14 protein-coding genes and 1 pseudogene are annotated in these 16917 nt (G+C 59.4%); 11 read left to right on the top strand and 4 right to left on the bottom strand.

Annotated features, from left to right (window positions below):
• Window positions 1-45: 45 nt before the first annotated feature.
• From PP263_RS10140 to PP263_RS22705, 10 genes and pseudogenes are all read left to right on the top strand, one after another.
• Window positions 46-792, top strand: coding sequence for a tetratricopeptide repeat protein (locus PP263_RS10140; protein WP_308368309.1), 747 nt, complete (start codon window positions 46-48; stop codon window positions 790-792).
• Entirely contained in the window at window positions 789-1955 is a 1167-nt protein-coding gene (gene bamB / locus PP263_RS10135) for an outer membrane protein assembly factor BamB (RefSeq protein ID WP_308368308.1), read from the top strand. Before PP263_RS10140 ends, bamB begins: the two co-directional genes overlap by 4 nt.
• A gap of 154 nt (window positions 1956-2109) precedes the next feature.
• The gene (gene der / locus PP263_RS10130; RefSeq protein ID WP_308368307.1) at window positions 2110-3504 is read left to right on the top strand and encodes a ribosome biogenesis GTPase Der; all 1395 of its coding nucleotides are present in this window, start codon (window positions 2110-2112) and stop codon (window positions 3502-3504) included.
• Window positions 3505-3704: 200 nt separating this feature from the next.
• Complete coding sequence (locus tag PP263_RS10125; RefSeq protein WP_308368306.1) at window positions 3705-5162, top strand: NAD-dependent succinate-semialdehyde dehydrogenase; 1458 nt, start codon at window positions 3705-3707, stop codon at window positions 5160-5162.
• A gap of 17 nt (window positions 5163-5179) precedes the next feature.
• Window positions 5180-5419, top strand: a complete 240-nt coding sequence (locus PP263_RS10120; protein WP_308368305.1) for a hypothetical protein — start codon at window positions 5180-5182, stop codon at window positions 5417-5419.
• Window positions 5416-6096: a tRNA (N6-threonylcarbamoyladenosine(37)-N6)-methyltransferase TrmO gene (tsaA, locus tag PP263_RS10115; protein ID WP_308368304.1), complete on the top strand. Its 681-nt coding sequence runs from the start codon at window positions 5416-5418 to the stop codon at window positions 6094-6096. The genes PP263_RS10120 and tsaA overlap by 4 nt, the downstream gene beginning before the upstream one ends.
• Window positions 6097-6442: 346 nt before the next feature.
• Window positions 6443-8488, top strand: coding sequence for a thioredoxin family protein (locus tag PP263_RS10110; protein ID WP_308368302.1), 2046 nt, complete (start codon window positions 6443-6445; stop codon window positions 8486-8488).
• Complete coding sequence (locus tag PP263_RS10105; RefSeq protein ID WP_308368300.1) at window positions 8485-9105, top strand: thioredoxin family protein; 621 nt, start codon at window positions 8485-8487, stop codon at window positions 9103-9105. Before PP263_RS10110 ends, PP263_RS10105 begins: the two co-directional genes overlap by 4 nt.
• 22 nt (window positions 9106-9127) lie before the next feature.
• Entirely contained in the window at window positions 9128-9631 is a 504-nt protein-coding gene (locus PP263_RS10100) for a protein disulfide oxidoreductase (RefSeq protein ID WP_308368299.1), read from the top strand.
• Window positions 9632-9914: 283 nt separating this feature from the next.
• Window positions 9915-10115 (top strand): annotated as a pseudogene (locus PP263_RS22705) (suppressor of fused domain protein); the annotation flags it as partial.
• A 47-nt stretch (window positions 10116-10162) separates the two neighbouring features.
• Here the strand turns inward: PP263_RS22705 and PP263_RS10095 are convergent.
• The 3 genes from PP263_RS10095 to PP263_RS10085 all read right to left on the bottom strand — a co-directional run bounded on the left by PP263_RS10095 (window position 10163) and on the right by PP263_RS10085 (window position 13176).
• Window positions 10163-11715, bottom strand: a protein-coding gene (locus tag PP263_RS10095) for an IS3 family transposase (protein WP_308363956.1) whose coding sequence is annotated in 2 segments (ribosomal slippage) — window positions 10163-11262 and window positions 11262-11715 — 1554 coding nt in all. Because the reading frame shifts where the segments join, the coding sequence is not laid out codon by codon here.
• Window positions 11716-11864: 149 nt separating this feature from the next.
• The gene (gene nagX / locus PP263_RS10090; protein WP_308368298.1) at window positions 11865-12962 is read right to left on the bottom strand and encodes a transmembrane glucosamine N-acetyltransferase NagX; all 1098 of its coding nucleotides are present in this window, start codon (window positions 12960-12962) and stop codon (window positions 11865-11867) included.
• Window positions 12963-13053: 91 nt separating this feature from the next.
• Window positions 13054-13176 (bottom strand): hypothetical protein, encoded by a 123-nt coding sequence (locus PP263_RS10085; protein WP_308368297.1) that lies wholly within the window; start codon window positions 13174-13176, stop codon window positions 13054-13056.
• Between the two features lie 560 nt (window positions 13177-13736).
• On the opposite strand from PP263_RS10085, the gene PP263_RS10080 reads away from it, so the two are divergent.
• Window positions 13737-16205 (top strand): TonB-dependent receptor domain-containing protein, encoded by a 2469-nt coding sequence (locus PP263_RS10080; RefSeq protein ID WP_308368296.1) that lies wholly within the window; start codon window positions 13737-13739, stop codon window positions 16203-16205.
• Window positions 16206-16429: 224 nt separating this feature from the next.
• On the opposite strand, the gene PP263_RS10075 is transcribed toward PP263_RS10080, so the two are convergent.
• On the bottom strand, window positions 16430-16888 hold the full coding sequence (locus PP263_RS10075) for a hypothetical protein (RefSeq protein ID WP_308368295.1): 459 nt from the start codon (window positions 16886-16888) through the stop codon (window positions 16430-16432).
• Window positions 16889-16917 lie beyond the last annotated feature (29 nt).

Here is a 16917-nt window from a genome sequence, read left to right as displayed (position 1 = left end):
TACTACAGGAAGATCATGGAATTTACAGGAAAGGCGAAATAGAGAATGGCTGACCATCTAACCGAAGAAGAACAAATAGAATCCCTCAAACGCTGGTGGGCGGAAAACGGCAGGGGCATAGTCACTGGCGTGGTCCTGGCACTGGTGGGTTATTTTGGCTACCAGTGGTGGCAGACCAGTGAACGCAGCAAGGCGGAAGAGGCCTCCAACCTCTACCAGAGCTTTGTGGAAGCGGTATCCGCCAACGAGGGCCAGCCGGACAACAAGCAGCTGACCACCGCCAAGAGCCTGGCACAGCAGCTGAAAGAGGACTTTTCCAAACGCATCTACGCCAGCCAGGCTTCCCTGCGGCTCGCGGCGTTGGCGGCGAAGGACAACGACCTGGAGACTGCGGCCAAAGAGTTGCAATGGGTGCTGGACAACAGCGATGAGGAATCCCTCAAGCTGCTCGCCAAACGCCGCCTGGCGACGGTACTGGCCGCCCGCGGCAAGCCGAAAGAAGGGTTGGAACTGGTGAGTGCCGATGTGCCGCCGTCGTTTGCCGCCCTCTACTCGGAGACCCGCGGCGATATCCTCTTACAACAGGGCGATAAAGCCGCAGCCCGCTCTGCCTACCAACAGGCGCTGGCACAGCTGCTGCCGGAGCAGCAGGGCAACCGCCGCCTGCTGGAGATGAAGGCCGAGAGCCTGGCCGTCGCCGAGCCCGCTGCCACAGAGGCGGAAGACAGCGCACCGGCCGTAGAGGCGACCGAGGAAGAATCGCAGCCGGACGAGGAGCGCGACGCACAATGAAATTCCCTACCCGCGCACTGAACCGCTTCGCGGCGGTGGCCCTGGCGGCCGTCCTGGCCGCCTGTGCCTCCAACGACGACAAGGAAGACACCGATCCGGTGGCGCTGGTGGATATCACCACCACCAGCGTGGAGCTGCGCGAGGTCTGGTCCAAAAACATCGGCAAAATCGACCGCAAGCGCTACGCCATGCTGCAGCCGGCGCTGGCCAACGGTGTGCTGTATGCTGCCAACAGCGAAGGAGAGGTGTTTGCCTTCGACCGCAGCACCGGCAGGCGCCAGTGGGAGACTGACCTGGACGTCTCCCTCAGTGGCGGGGTGGGCGCGGGTCAGGGCATCGTCGTGGTCAGCGATTATCGTGGCCGCGTGATTGCGCTCGGCCTGAGCGACGGCAGGGAAGTCTGGAGCTACCAAGTGTCCGGTGAAGTGGTCTCCGCCCCGGCGGTGGGTGCGGGCATGGTGGTGGTGCAGACGGTGGACGGCAAATTGATCGGCCTGGATGCCGCCAGCGGCGAAGAGCGCTGGAGCCACTTCACCTCCCTGCCGGTACTGACCCTGCGGGGCACCGCCGCGCCGGTGATTTCCGGCAGCACGGTATTCGCCGGCCTGGATAACGGCAAGTTGATTGCGCTGGGTGTCACCGACGGTATACCGCGCTGGGAGCAGCGGGTGGCCATCCCCCAGGGCTCCGCTGAACTGGAGCGGGTGGTGGATGTCGACGGCGCGCCGGTAGTGCGCGGAGACCTGGTGTTCGCTGCCAGCTACCAGGGCCGGGTGGTGGCCCTCTCCCGGCAAGATGGCCGCGGCCTCTGGGCGCGCGACGCATCCACCAATCACAGCGTGGCGGTGGGTGGCGGCAACGTCTACCTGAGCGGTGCCGACGGTAGCGTCCACGCCTACAATGTGGGCAACGGACAGATCGTCTGGAACAACAGCGAACTGCTCCGCAGGGAACTGAGCGGACCGATTTACTTCGGCGACGTGCTGGTTGTGGGGGACCTGGAGGGTTATCTCCACGTATTGGATCCCACCAGTGGCCAGTTTATCGGTCGCAAGCGGATCGATAGCGACCCGGTGCGTATCCCCATGCTGGTGGACGGCGACCTGCTGTTCGCCCTGTCCGACGACGGCGAGTTGGTGGCCCTGCGCCTGGAGCGCCGATAATACCGCCGGGTTCTCGCCAATAGCGCCCCTCTCCCCTCGGGGAGCGGGGCCGGGGGAGAGGGCCAGGGAGGCGCCCCCGAATTTGATAACCGCCCGCGTCCCGCGGGCGTTCGTATTTCTGGCAAAAGTGATTTTGCCCCGAGTAGACTGATTTATGCTGCCAGTAATCGCCCTGGTCGGGCGCCCCAACGTGGGCAAATCCACCCTGTTCAACCGGCTCACCAAGAGCCGCGACGCTTTGGTGGCCAACTACGCCGGCCTCACCCGCGACCGCAAGTACGGCGAGGCGGAAATCGAGGGGCGCAAGATGATCCTCGTGGATACCGGCGGTATCAGCGGTGGCGAAGAGGGTATAGATGCAGCCATGGCGCAGCAGTCACTGCAGGCCATCGAAGAGGCGGATATCGTCCTGTTCCTGGTGGACTGTCGTGCGGGCCTGACTCCCGCAGACCAAATGATCGCCGAACAGCTGCGCACCCGCTCCAAACCCACCTTCCTGGTGGCCAACAAGGTGGACGGGGTCAACCCGGATATCGCCCTGGCGCCCTTCTACGAACTGGGCATCGGCGAACTGTTTCCCACCACCGCCACCCACGGCCGCGGCGTGCGCACGCTGATGCAGCGGGTTGTCGAGGATCTGCCCGAGCAGGTGGAGCCGGAAGCCGTGGAAAAGGCCACCGGCATCAAGATCGCCATCGTCGGTCGCCCCAATGTGGGCAAATCCACCCTGGTCAACCGCCTGCTCGGCGAGGACAGGGTGGTGGTCTACGACCAGCCGGGCACCACACGGGACAGCGTCTACATCAATTACGAGCGCGACGAAAAACCCTACACCCTGATCGACACCGCCGGTATCCGCCGGCGCAAAAATATTGTGGAATCGGTGGAGAAATTCTCCATCGTCAAAACCCTGCAGGCGGTGGAAGACGCCAATGTGGTGGTGCTGGTGATCGATGCCCGCGAGGGCCTGGTGGACCAGGATATGCACCTGATGGGCAGCGTCATCCAGGCCGGTCGCGCACTGGTGGTGGCGCTGAACAAGTGGGATGGCCTGGAAGATGATCACCGCCAGTTTGTAAAAGCGGAGCTGGAGCGGCGCCTGCGTTTTGTGGACTTCGCCGATATCCATTTTATTTCCGCCCTGCACGGCACCGGCGTCGGCAACCTGTACCAGTCCATCGAGGCCGCTTATCAAAGTGCCACCGACAAGCTGTCCACCAACCACCTGACAAGAATCCTGCAGTGGGCGGTAAGCGAGCACCAACCGCCGCTGGTGCACGGCCACCGCATCAAATTGCGCTACGCCCACGCCGGTGGGCAGAATCCCCCGGTGATCGTGATTCACGGAAACCAGACCGAGCGGGTGCCGGCGCACTATGTGCGCTACCTTGAAAAGACCTACCGCAAGGCCCTGGATCTGCACGGCACCCCGGTAAAGATCGAATTCCGCACCGGCGCCAACCCCTATGCGGGCAGGAAACAGAAACTGACTGACCGACAGAAAGCCAAAAAGCGGCGCCTGATGAAGTTCGTCAAAAAGAAAAAGTAGTATCTTCGGGACTCGGTTCCCGGGACCGCGGAGCTATTTGTCTTTGAGCGCTGAAGGCTCCAGCTCCGCCTGCGGGCCGCAGGCCCGCTGTTATTGTAGGAGCGGCGGGGCGGCCATCCGCCCATGGCCGCGATCGATCTCTCAGCGGTCTGATCGCGGTCAACGTCCGCCCCTACAGCAAACAGACATGGAGGCCAAAGATGCTCGAACTGAAAAACCCCTCGCTACTGCGCAAACAGTCCTACATAGACGGCCAATGGCTGGACGCCGATTCCGGCAAAACCTTCGATGTCACCAACCCCGCCACCGGTGAAACGATCGCCACTATCGCCGACGCCGGCGTCGCGGAAACCCGCCGCGCCATCGAGGCCGCCGACAAAGCCTGGCCCGACTGGCGAAATGCCACGGTAAAAGAGCGCGCAAAAATCATGCGACGCTGGTTCGACCTGATTGTCGCCAACGCGGACGACCTGGCAAAAATTCTCACCGCTGAACAGGGCAAGCCGCTCTCGGAATCCAAAACCGAAATCCTCTACGGTGCCAACTATATCGAGTGGTTTTCCGAGGAGGCCAAGCGGGTCTACGGCGACGTGATCGCTCCGCCGTCGAACGACAAGCGCATCGTGGTGATCAAGCAGTCCGTGGGCGTTACCTGTTCCATCACTCCATGGAATTTCCCAAGCGCCATGATCGCGCGCAAAATGGCTCCGGCCCTGGCCGCCGGCTGTCCCTTTGTGGCCAAGCCCGCTTCGGAGACGCCGCTCTCGGCGCTGGCGCTGGGGGTCTTGGCAGAGGAAGCGGGCATCCCCGCCGGTGTGTTCAACGTAGTCGCCGGCAAGAGCGCCAGGGAAATCGGCCAAGAGATGACCTCCAACCCCCTGGTGCGCAAATTCACCTTCACCGGCTCCACCGCGGTGGGCAAACAGCTGCAGGCCCAGTGCGCCGAGACCATCAAGAAAACCTCCCTCGAGCTGGGGGGCAATGCGCCCTTTATCGTCTTCGACGACGCGGATATCGATGCCGCGGTCAAGGGCGCGATCATCTGCAAATACCGCAACGCCGGCCAGACCTGCGTCTGCGCCAACCGCATCTTCGTACAGGAGGGTGTCTACGACGAGTTCGCGGAGAAATTCACCGCCGCGACCAATGCTCTTAAAATGGGTAACGGCGCCGAAGAGGGCACCGAAGTCGGGCCGTTGATCAGCAGCAAAGCGGTGAAAGGCGTGCAGGAGCTGGTGGACGATGCGCTGAAAAAGGGCGCCAAAGCCATTGCCGAAGGCGGCCCCAGCTCCTTGGGGGAATGCTTCTATGCCCCCACGATTCTCAGCGGTGCGGACGACACCATGCGATTGTTCAAGGAGGAAATCTTCGGCCCGGTGGCGCCTCTGTTCAAATTCTCCTCCGAGGAGGAGGTCATTCGCCTGGCCAACGACACCGAATTCGGCCTCGCCTCCTATTTCTATTCCCGCGACATCGGCCGCATCTGGCGCGTCAGCGAGGGCCTGGAATACGGCATGGTGGGCATCAATGAGGGCATCGTCTCCAACGAAATGGCCCCCTTCGGCGGCGTCAAACAATCCGGTAGCGGACGCGAGGGTTCCAAGTACGGCCTGGACGACTACCTGGAAATTAAATACCTCTGCATGGGAGGAATTTGATTAATGCGGAATGCGGAATGATGAATGCGGAATATGAAATAAACACTGTAGGAGCGGCCCACGGCCGCGATCCATCTAGCGGATATTACCAAAGCCTGGTCGCGGCCAATGCTCTTGTTGCTTGGCAAAAGAACCGCCCGCGCATTCCGCGTTCCGCATTCATCATTTATGAAGCACATCCCTGTGCTTCACCCCTTCGGGGCAGCCTTCGGCTGTGCAAACCGGCAATCCTGCCGGTTTGTCCGCATTCCAAATGACTCCCATCGCCACCGTTCACTCCTGCTTCGGAGAAAAATTCGGCGTCCCCCGCCAACCTTTACTGGCAGACGCCAGCCGCGCCGCCATCGAGCTGTTGCCCCCCCTGAATACCCCAGACGCTGTCGCCGGCCTGGAGCAGAACACCCACCTGTGGGTAATCTTCCAGTTCCATCAGGCCGCTGGCGAGTGGTCCGCCAAGGTGCGCCCGCCGCGCCTCGGCGGCAATAAAAAACTCGGCGTCCTCGCCACCCGCTCTCCCTTTCGCCCCAACAATATCGGCCTGTCCGTTGTGCGCCTGCTGGAAGTGCGGTTAAAACCGAAGGTGGAATTGATTGTCGGCGGCGCCGACCTGGTGGACGGCACCCCGGTGCTGGATATCAAACCCTATATCCCCTACGCCGATGCGGTGGCGGAAGCGCAGAGTGCATTCGCCGACGCTGCGCCGCAATTGCTGCCGGTATTTATTCCCGAAGAAATAATGCAAAAGGCACATGCCTTCAAGGACGACTGGGATACGGATCTTCCCCGCCTGATCGAGCAGCTATTGGGCCAGGACCCGAAACCCGCCTACCAGAAGCCGGACCCGCAGCGGATTTATGGCATGCAGCTGTGTGGCTTCAATCTGCGCTGGCGCTATACCGAATCCGGTATCGAAGTAGTGGCACTTGACCCGTAGGAGCCTGCTGTGACCGCCATGGATGGCGGAATGCCGCTCAGCGGAGTGCCGCCCAGCGGAGTGCCGCCCAGCGGAGTGCCGCCCAGCGGAGTGCCGCCCAGCGGAAATACAGATTTTGCAGGAGCAAAAATCTGTCAGGCGAACCTCTCAGATTGTGGCCCTGCGGACCGCCTGTTAACCGGCCCGATCCCACCAATCGCCCACAATTGCCGGGCATTGGTCGCAACGGGTTTGCAGCCGACCGGGCAATCCGCTTGAATGGGGTATCCGAAATAAAAATAACGTCGGTGCCCCGCTCCCGACTGCGGGCGATGGAAGCTTCCGGCCAATATCGAAAGAGGTGTCAGTGTCCACTGTGCACAGTGTCGCAAAAACCATTCTTGCAGCTTTTCTGCTGTTCGCCGCCGCGATGGCCTCCGCCCAGGACAGTGCCAGCGGCGACCATGTGCGCGTGCGCTGGCTGGCGCCTGATACCTTTGCCGCCGATGAAACGGAAACCATCGGTTTTTATTTCGAAGTCGATCCGGGGTGGCACGTTTACTGGCGCAATGCGGGGGATTCCGGCGCCGCGCCGCGCTTCGATTTCACCGCCGGGGGCGCCGAGGTAGGGGATACCCGGTGGCCCTTTCCGGTGCGCCTGCCGATTGAACACCTGACCAACCTCGGCTACGAGGGCGATGTCGCCTACCTTTTCGATGTAACCCCTGTCCCCGGTGCTCGCCAGATTTCCCTGAAAGTGAACCTGGAGTGGCTGGTGTGCAAAGTGGAGTGCATTCCCGGCTTCGGCACCATGAGCCTCGAGCGACCGCTGCGGGAGGCCGCCAACTGGGTCGGCGACGATCTCGCGCTGCGCGATCGCTTTGCAGCGCGCATTCCGCAGCCGGGCTCCGCCAGCCCCTGGAAGATGGTAGCTCTGTCGGAAGCCGGTGCCGATAAGGTACAACTGACGCTGGCCCGGGAGAGCGGTGGCATGCCACAGATTTTCCCGCTGAACGGCGGCCTGCTCACCGCGGCCGAGCCCGAACGGCGCATTGACGGCGATCGGCTTCACTACACCTTTACCCGCGTCCCCGGCACACCATTGCCGGAATCCACGGGCTTCGTACTGACAGACGGCGAGCGCGCCTGGCAATTAAATGAGGTGCCTTTCGGCGGCGTGCCGATGTCCCGCGCGAGTGAACCGCCGGCGCTTTGGTGGCTGTTACTGGCGGCCTTTGCCGGCGGCGTTATCCTGAACCTGATGCCCTGTGTCTTCCCGGTGCTGTCGATCAAGCTGTTCGGCCTGGTCAACGCGGGTACCGGCACGGCCGGCCGGGTGCGTGAGGGGCTGGTCTACAGCGCCGGTGTGCTGGCCACTTTCGCCGTCCTGGGCGCTTTGCTGCTGGTCCTGCGCGCCGGCGGCACCGCGGTGGGCTGGGGGTTCCAGTTGCAGTCGGCGCCGGTGGTGTTGGCGCTGATTCTGTTGTTCTGGCTGATGGCGCTGTCTTTCAGCGGCGTATTTGAATTCGGGCACCGATTGATGACTGTGGCCGGTAACAGTCGCGGCGGCTGTTTCGCCACCGGCGTGCTGGCGGTATTTGTCGCCGCGCCCTGCACCGGCCCCTTTATGGGCGCCGCCCTCGGCGCCGCGGCGGTGCTGCCCGCGGCATCCGCGATGGCGGTGTTTCTCGGTCTCGGCGCCGGGTTGGCCGCGCCCTTCCTGCTGCTCTGCGCCAGCCCCGGGCTGCTGAACCGGCTGCCCGCGCCCGGCTCCTGGATGGACAAACTGCGCCAGCTGCTCGCCTTTCCGCTTTACGCTACGGTCATCTGGCTGCTCTGGGTACTCGGGCGATTGGTGGGGGAAAGCGGCTGGCTGATCGGCACCCTGTTGCTGCTGGCGGTGGTTTTTGCCCTGTGGCTCGGGCGCACGTTTTCCGGGGCGGGCAGGGCGGTCGGCACTCTGATGGCGGTTGCCGCGATGGTGACTGCCTTCGGCACACTGCGCGCGACGCCCGAACCGCAGACACAGTCGCTGGCTCTGGGCAGCTGGCAAGCCTACGACCGCGCCGCCATCGACCGGGCGCGGGCAGACCGACGCGCGGTGTTTATCGATTACACTGCCGCTTGGTGTATCACCTGTCAGGTGAACAAGAAGCTGGTACTGGAGTCGCCGGCGGTGATGGATTTGTTTGAAACCCACGACGTCATGCTGGTGCGCGCGGACTGGACCAACCACAACCCGGAGATCACCCGGGCCCTGGCCGAACTGGGCCGCAATTCGGTTCCGGTGTACGCCTGGTATCCGCCGGGCGCGGGCGGGCCCGAACTTTTGCCACAGATTCTGCAGGAGCGCATGATCGCAGCACTGTTCGAAGAGCACACCCTTCAACTTACAGAGGACGATACGCCATGAGAATAAAAGGAAAGCAACTGATCCGCAGCCTTCTGCTGCCACTGGTCTTCGCCGCGCCCACCCTGGCGCTGGCGGTAGCGACACCCGGGGAGAAAGCCCCGGCCTTTTCCGAAGTCGACGCCCAGGGCAAAACCCACTCGCTGGCCGACTACGAGGGCCAATGGCTGGTCATCGAGTGGTTCAACAAGGATTGCCCCTACGTGAAAAAGCACTACGGCAGCGGCAATATGCAGGCCCTACAGAAAAAATACACCGGGCGGGACGCCAAGTGGCTGACGGTGATCTCCTCCGCCAAGGGCAAACAGGGCTATCTGGAGCCGGCCCAGGCCCTCGAAGTAGCCGAAAGCCACGGACTGAATGCCAGCGCGCCCTTCCTGCTGGACGCCGACGGCAACATGGGCCGCGCCTACGGTGCCAAGACCACGCCGCATATGTTTGTGATCAACCCGGAGGGCAAAGTGGTTTACGCCGGCGCCATCGATGACAACGATTCCGCAAATCCGGCGGTGATTCCGGATTCCAGGAACTACGTCGCCGCCGCGCTGGATGCCTCGCTGGGTGGTGAAGCCGTTGCCGTCGCCTCGTCCCGCGCCTACGGCTGCAGCGTCAAGTACTGATCGCCTGTACGGGAGTATTCCGTTGCGGAAAAAATGGATCGCGGCGCTGCGAAATCTGGTCGGCTTTGTGCTGATGGCCGTGCTGATTGTGAGCGCCGTGGGCTACTACCAGCAGCGGGATATTCCCACAAAAAAGGCGCCGCCCCTGGCGGGTAGATCGCTGGAAGGGGAGTATCTGGACCTGCAACAGATGACCGCCCGGGGGCCGGTGCTCATTTATTTCTGGGCCACCTGGTGTCCCTATTGCCGGGTGGTGTCACCAACCATTACCGACCTAACCACCGATCACCAAGTCATCTCCGTGGCCATGCAGTCCGGTAGCGACAGCGAAGTGACTGAGTACCTGCAGCGTAACGATTTGCAGTTTCCCACCATCAACGACCCCAATGGAGCGCTCAGCAACAGCTGGGGTATCCGCGTAACCCCGACCATTGTGATTGTCGACAGCAGTGGCAATGTCAGCTGGGTAACATCCGGAGCTACCTCCAAATGGGGTCTGAAGCTGCGTATGATGCTGACTGACTGATGATCGATTGGCAGCTGAATACAGCCCACCGGATGCCTTATAGGCACCCATGGGAATTGTAACCAAGGAATTGCTGGGCTTTTAAGCACATAGCAAAGACCATCGGTGTAGGTATGATGTGTCAGAAACTTGAAAGGCTAACAATAAACCATCGGAGGAATGAATGAGTAAGAATGATAATCTGGTATCTATGTCCGGGGCGCCCATATTTAGGTACACGGATGGAGAAAGAGAGTGGGAGCTGAAGTTCTTAGCCAGATTTCCTCATAAATATGATACCTAGTTGGCTTGGGGGCGTACCATACCAAATGGCGACCCCGCAGAACCATTTGCTGAAAATACAAAATTCAATGGGGTAATCATTTTGCCTTCGATCAATCTGCCGAAGGATTTTTATAAGTTGAAAATTAACGATAGTAAGATAATTGAGTTCTTTAGTGTTGTTCCTTTGTATGAAGAGGAAATGAACTTGAAGTTGGCTGAAGGTAGCGACGCATCGGCGTTTTTCAAGATAGTTGTCGCCTTTTTTCGTTACGCTGCGACTTTGGTTTCTGGTTCTTCTTTCTGTGGATTTAGGGCCACTGCACCAACCGGTGTCCAGTCCCTTGTCTCTCCAGACCAGCGCGATGGATTTCTTTCCCTCGCCAGCTTGTAGACTTTCTCCCGCTCGGATAATAGGGCCACATCCTTGCCGTCATGCCTGTCCGCCGGGGTGACATACTTGATGCCACTATGCAGATGCTCGTGGTTGTACCAGTGCATAAATCTCTCTACCCACTGCCTCGCCTCGTCCAGTGAAGCAAAGCCCTCCGAGGGCCAGCGTGGACAGTATTTCACCGTGCGGAACAACGATTCCGAGTAGGGGTTATCGTTGCTCACCCGTGGGCGACTGTGCGAAGCCTGGATGCCCAGATCGTACAGCTTGGTCTGCAAGGTCTGCGACTTCATCGGCGCGCCGTTGTCGGAGTGCAATACCGGGGGACTGCAAAAACACTGCTCCCGCAGCATAGCCCGCTGTATCAGCACCGCCGCATGTTCGCCGGACTCGCTCTCGTGTACTTCCCAGACCACGCCCTTACGGCTATAGATGTCTTCCACCAGATACAGGTAGTAATACAGCCCCTTCACCGATGACGGCAAATAGGTGATGTCCCAGGTCCACACTTGGTTGGGCGCCTCGGCCACAAAGGTGGCGGGGGCCTTGCGTTTCTTCCTGGACTTCGACCGTCCGCGATGATGCAGTTGGTCCGCATCCCTTAACGTTCGGTAGAAGCTCGATTCTGACGCAATATACTCGCCGCGGTCCGCCAGCGTGGGCACTATCTGGCCCGGTGGCTTGCTGGCAAACTCCGGACTGTTGCACGCGGCCAGGATCGCCTGCCGTTCCTCTTCCGCCAGTTTGTTGTGTGGCTCTGGCCTCTGTGCATCGGGTCGCCGGTCTTCTTGCGGCGCCCCCTGGGCAGTCCAGCGCTGCAGGGTCCGCAGACTGATCCCAACCTCCGCACAGGCCCGGCCTCTGCGGGCACCCGCAGCCACAGCCTCTTCTATCCACCCAATCAGTTGACGCCGCTCCGGGGCCGGGGTCATTCTTCCCCGCTGTCCTCTCCCCAGAGGGCATTCAGCTTTTTTCTCAACACCAGCAGCGCTGTCGTTTCCGCGAGGGCCTTTTCCTTTCGGTGAAGATCCTTCTCTAACTCCTTGATGCGCTTCTTGGCCCGCCGCGCCTCTTCCCGCTCCTGTTTGCGGCGCTCGGCATCGGTCAACGTGCCTTGAATACAGGCCGCCCTCCAGGCCTGTACCTGCTCCGGGTACAGCCCCTTGCTGCGGCAATACTCACTCAGCGCGGCTTCGCTGAGACTGGCGGTTTCAACGACGACCGCGAACTTGGCTTCCGCCGACCAATCTTCGCTCTGTTTACCACTACCCGGCACCGGTATACCCTTCTCTTTGGCTTGCTGGCGCCAATTGTACAGGGTGCCTTCGCTGATGCCTTCTTCCGCCGCGACGTCCGGGATGGGCCGGTTCTCCGGCGGCAGCAGCTTCTTCAACACTGAGGCTTTGCGTTCTGTGGAATAACGGGGCATTTGCTCCTCTTTACCGCCCCCTGTCTTGGCTTCTTCGGTTCAGTAGAGGCGACAACTATCCTGACACAGGGGGGCATTGTTAGAACAATTCGATAAATGCGGAGTGTCCGATATTATTGATATCGATCGCAAGAGCGTCGTTTAGCTCATCAGGGACTAATAAAAATCTCCCGCCTATACAACCACCGCAACACCACCCACTGCAACAGAATCACCCCGCAGACTATTACCAGGACCCCCGCCGCTTCCGGCAGGGCGGCGGCTATGCCGCCGAACAGGCTTTTGCTGCTGTAGCTCCAGTCGATCAGGCTGGTACCCAGGTAGACCAGGATTGCATTCATTCCAATCACTGAGAAGAAAAGGGTAAAGACCCGCCAGTGCCATACGTCCACGATCAGGTAGAAAAGTGCCAGCAATAGCAGGCTGCAGGCGCTGGTGATCAGTACGAAGGAGCCGGTCCAGAGGGGTTTGTTGATGGGGTAGACCAAATGCCACAGTAGCCCGAGCAACAGGCAGGCGGTGCCGCCGATTGCCAGCCCGCCGAGGATTTTCTTGTTCTGCCCCTGTTGCTGGCGCAGCCAGCGGCCTGCGAAGACGCCGAACAGGGCGTTTGCGATGGCGGGGATGGTGGAGAGTATGCCTTCTGGGTCATAGGGTTGGTTGCGGTAGGTGATGCCCGGCAGCAGGTGCTGGTCGAACCAACTGTTGATGGAGCTGGTTGGGGTCAGCGGGCCGAAGCTGGCCTGCAGCATCCAATAGCCCAGCAGTATGCCGGCGGTGATGGCGTATTGGGTGCGGATGCCGCAGTGCCAGGCAATCAGGGCGGCAAAGAACCAGGCGAATCCGATACGGGCGAGAACACTGGCGTAGCGGATTTCCCCCAGGTCCGTGGGAATGCCCATGCCCCAGGCGTGGTTGTAGACGATGCCCAACAGAATCAGCACCAGCAGGCGCTTGACTGCCTTTCGGTATATCGGCTTGCGCTGTTCCATCGGCAGGCCGCGCAGGGATTTGTTGGCGAGGCCGAGGGTTACGCCAGACAGGAAAATAAATAGCGGGAAAATCAGGTCGTAAAAGCTGAAGCCGTGCCAGTTCGTATGTTGCATCTGCCCGTGGCCAAAGGCGAATAGCGACCAGCCGGTAAGGGTGAGCAGCGGCAGGAACAGGGCTTCGCCGCCGATAATCCAGAACATATCGAAGCCGCGCAGGGCGTCTACCGAGGCGAGGCGTTGTTTTTGGTTGGTCATATCTGTTACAGCTGTTTTTATTTGTGGAGGAGCGGTCCATGGCCGCGATTGGCCTTTCTGTTCGGCAAGAGTGATCGCAACCATACCGCTCCTACAAAGGGATATTGATCTTAGGCGGCACCCGCCTTGGGGAGACCCGAACAGCCGATGGCGTGAGCGTGCCGGCGATCAGCGGCGCTCCTGCCAGGGTGCCTAGCATGAATTTATTGTTCATTTCTTCACCTTTTCGGTGGCTATTCTTATCGATGTCAAAAATGACACCGCTGTCAAAATTAGCATGAAGGTTGGTCGGCTGGCAACGGCAACCGTAACAACCTGAGTGCCAAGGGAGTGGTTTTGGCGGGATCGACCTGCGGGTAGGCACTTTCTGTAGCAGGTGCCACCGTTGTGTGGTGTCGCTGTTACCTATTGTGACTTCCGGTTGTCTGTCGCCGACGCCGGGGGGCATTTCCGTATTCCGCGTCCAAACTTGGTGCATTTTTAGGGCTTTGTCACAGGCTGGTAAATATGTTCAATTTTGTCAAACGTACCAGTCAGTGGTTATTGGAATCTTTTGCCTGTCAGGTTGGACACTATTTAAATTTAAGTTAAAAAATACAGAAAAAACACTAAATATCCTTATTGATGGCTGATAGCAAACTAAACAATATCCAGATTGAATTTGCCGGAAAAATTGCAGCTTTATGTCACAGTTTTTGCATCGGCCCTGTGGAAGTCTTCATACCTGCATGCAAAGACGCATGCATATAAATAAAAGAGTTCAAGGGAGCTTTTATGAAAAACCACAGACACCTCGGGGTCCCCTCTCTACTGGCGATGGCCATTGCCGCCACATCCAATCCACTGATTGCCCAGGAAGAAGTCCTTGAGGAGGTGATTACCATCGGTACCCGGGTCGAAGGTCGTACGGCGACAGACTCGGCCGTCCCTATCGATATCATCACCGGAGAGGATTTTGCGAACCAGGGAGATACCGATCTCAATAACCTGCTGCGCAACATAGTACCCTCGTACAACGTTAACAACCAGCCGATCAGCGATGCGGCGAGCCTTGTCCGTCCGGCAAACCTGCGCGGCCTTGCCCCGGATCACACTTTGGTGCTGGTAAATGGCAAACGCCGTCACCGCGCTGCGGTGATTGCCTGGCTGGGCAACGGTGTCTCCGATGGCGCCCAGGGGCCGGATATTTCCCAGATTCCCGCCATCGCTCTGCAGCAAGTGGAAGTGCTGCGCGACGGCGCGGCGGCCCAGTACGGTTCCGATGCAATTGCCGGGGTGATGAACTTTAAGCTGAAAGATTCTCCGGACGGCGGTTCCATTGAAGTGAAAGCGGGCGAGTTCTTTGAGGGCGACGGGACACAGTTCACGGTGTCCGGCAACTACGGCATGCCGTTTACCGCCAACGGTTTTGCCAATGTCAGTTTTGAATACGGCAGTTCCGATGCCACCGACCGGAGTGTGCAGCGCAATGATGCCGCCGCGCTGGTCGAAGCCGGCAATACTGCGGTCGCCGATCCCGCCCAGGTTTGGGGACGCCCGGAAATCGACGACGATCTCAAGGCGGTGGTCAACCTGGGGGTCGACCTGGACGGAAGCAAGGAGTTTTACGCATTCGGCAACTATGGCAGTAAACACGTGGACGGCGGCTTTTATTTCCGCAATCCGGAGACGAGGGGTGGGGTCTTCGCTCTCGGCGATGATCCCCTGGTTGGCGATCTCGATCCCAGCAACGGCCTCGACAGCTGCGCCGGCATGAGCCATGCAGATGCAATGGCGAGCGATGAGTGCTTTTCCTTTCAGGAAATGTTTCCCGGCGGTTTCACCCCGCGCTTTGGCGGTGATGTTACCGACTTGGCCGGTGTTGCGGGCGTTCGAGGAGAGACAGACGGTGGCTGGAACTATGATATCAGCGCCGGCCTGGGCTACAGCGATGTGGATTTCTTTATCTACAACACCGTCAACGCCTCCCTGGGGCCGCAGAGCCCGACTTCCTTTGATCCGGGCGCTTACACCCAGTTGGAAAAGAATTTCAATATCGATTTCGTCAAGGGATTCGATGTCGGCCTGGCATCGGACCTGAGCCTGGCCACCGGTTTCGAGTGGCGCGACGAAGTGTTCGAGATCACCACCGGCGACCAGGCCTCCTATGAAATTGGTCCCCTGGCCGACCAGGGCTTCAGCGCCGCCGCCAACGGTTTCCCCGGCTTCGGTCCCCTGGCCGGCGGCCAGTGGAGTCGCTCCAACATCGCCACCTATGTGGATATGGAAGCGAGTATCCTGGACCCCTGGCTGGTGGGTTTGGCGGTGCGCTTCGAGGATTTTGAAGACTTCGGCACCACTACCAATTTCAAACTGGCCACCAGTGTCGACATCAGCGATAGCGTTATGCTGCGCGGTGCCTACAGTACCGGCTTCCGCGCGCCGACACCGGGGCAGTCCAATGCCTTCAACGTTTCCACAGAATTCGACCTGGAGCTGGGTGACCTGGTAAACAACGGTACGATTCCGCCCACCAACCCGGTGGCACAGCTCCGCGGTGGCGAAGCACTCGATCCGGAGGAATCCACCAACTGGACGGTGGGCACGGTGCTGTCCCTGGGACCTGTGGATATCACCATCGACTATTTCAATATCGAAGTGGAAGACCGTATCGCTCCCTCCCAGCTCTATTCGCTGACCCAGGCGGAAATCGACAGTCTGGTTGCATCCGGGGTGACCAGCGCCGCCAACCTGCAGAACTTCCGTTTCTTTACCAACGACTTCGATACCACCACCACAGGGTTTGATATCGTAGCCAGCTATATGACGGAGGCCATTGGTGATAGCACCAGCTTCAGTCTCGCCTACAACAAGACCGACACCAAAGTCGACCGCTTCACACCGGAAACCGTTGACGCTACCCGTGTTCGGGAGTTGGAAGAAGGTTTGCCGGAATCCCGCTGGAACCTGTCTGCAAACACTCTGCTCGCCGACTGGAGATTTATGGCCAGAGTCAGTTACTACGACGACTGGTTTGATTCTGAGGATGTCCAGGTTTATAGCGGCGAGTATATCGTCGATGCGGAAGTCGGGTACAACTTCGGCGAAAAGACTTCTGTAATTATCGGGGCGCAGAACCTTCTGGATCAAACTCCTGAAGAGAATCCCGGTGCTGCAGACGGGGTGGGCAACCGCTACAGCCAGTTCTCACCTTTCGGATTTGACGGAGGCTTCTACTATATTCGCACTCGTTACGAATTCTAAAGAGTGCAAAAATAAAAATCCCCGCTTCGATAGCGGGGATTTTTTTATGAGAAAAGATCACAAAGATGGAGATACTAATAAGGCGGAAGGGAAAGATACCCCTTTCCCGGGACCGTATGAGGCAGGGATGCCGGTTACGAGCGTACAGGGATGTATTTAAGGGGGCGCCCAGCCCGTGTCCCGGGAGAGGGGTATCCTTTCCTTCCGACCCGGTAGTATGTCTGCTACATATCCCACAATGAATTGGTGGCCATCGACAGGGTAATCCGCTCCTTGTCCTGTATCTGCTTCAGGTCCTCGAAAACCTCTTTTACTTCTGCCGATTCGATGGCGCCATATACGGCTTCGTAAAGATCGTGGAAATAGCGGTCCACTTCTCGCCCCAGATTGTTGATTTCCTTGATGTTTGGAGAGTCGCTCAAATGCAGGTGCTTGACGAAATCCTCGGCCGATTCTTCGTGGGTGTACTGCAGCCAGGTTTGCATGACCTTGTGTTTGGCAATCTCACTATAGTTTTCCAGGTTTTTGGCCATGCGCTGTTCGTGCTCCAGCATATGCTTGAGCAGTAGCTGGGTGCGTTTGTCGGTGGACTTTTCCAGAAGCTCTTCGTACAGGTCGGCCATATCCAGATGGAACTTGCGCGCGTCCTTGAGCACTTCATACGCCTGTTTGAAAGTTTTCATGAACTTGCCTTTGTCATGTCGTTATGGTG

It is taken from the genome of Microbulbifer sp. TB1203, from assembly GCF_030997045.1.
Taxonomy (GTDB): domain Bacteria; phylum Pseudomonadota; class Gammaproteobacteria; order Pseudomonadales; family Cellvibrionaceae; genus Microbulbifer.
Note: the sequence above shows the minus strand (reverse complement) of the source record. Positions and strands in the feature narration are given on the sequence as shown.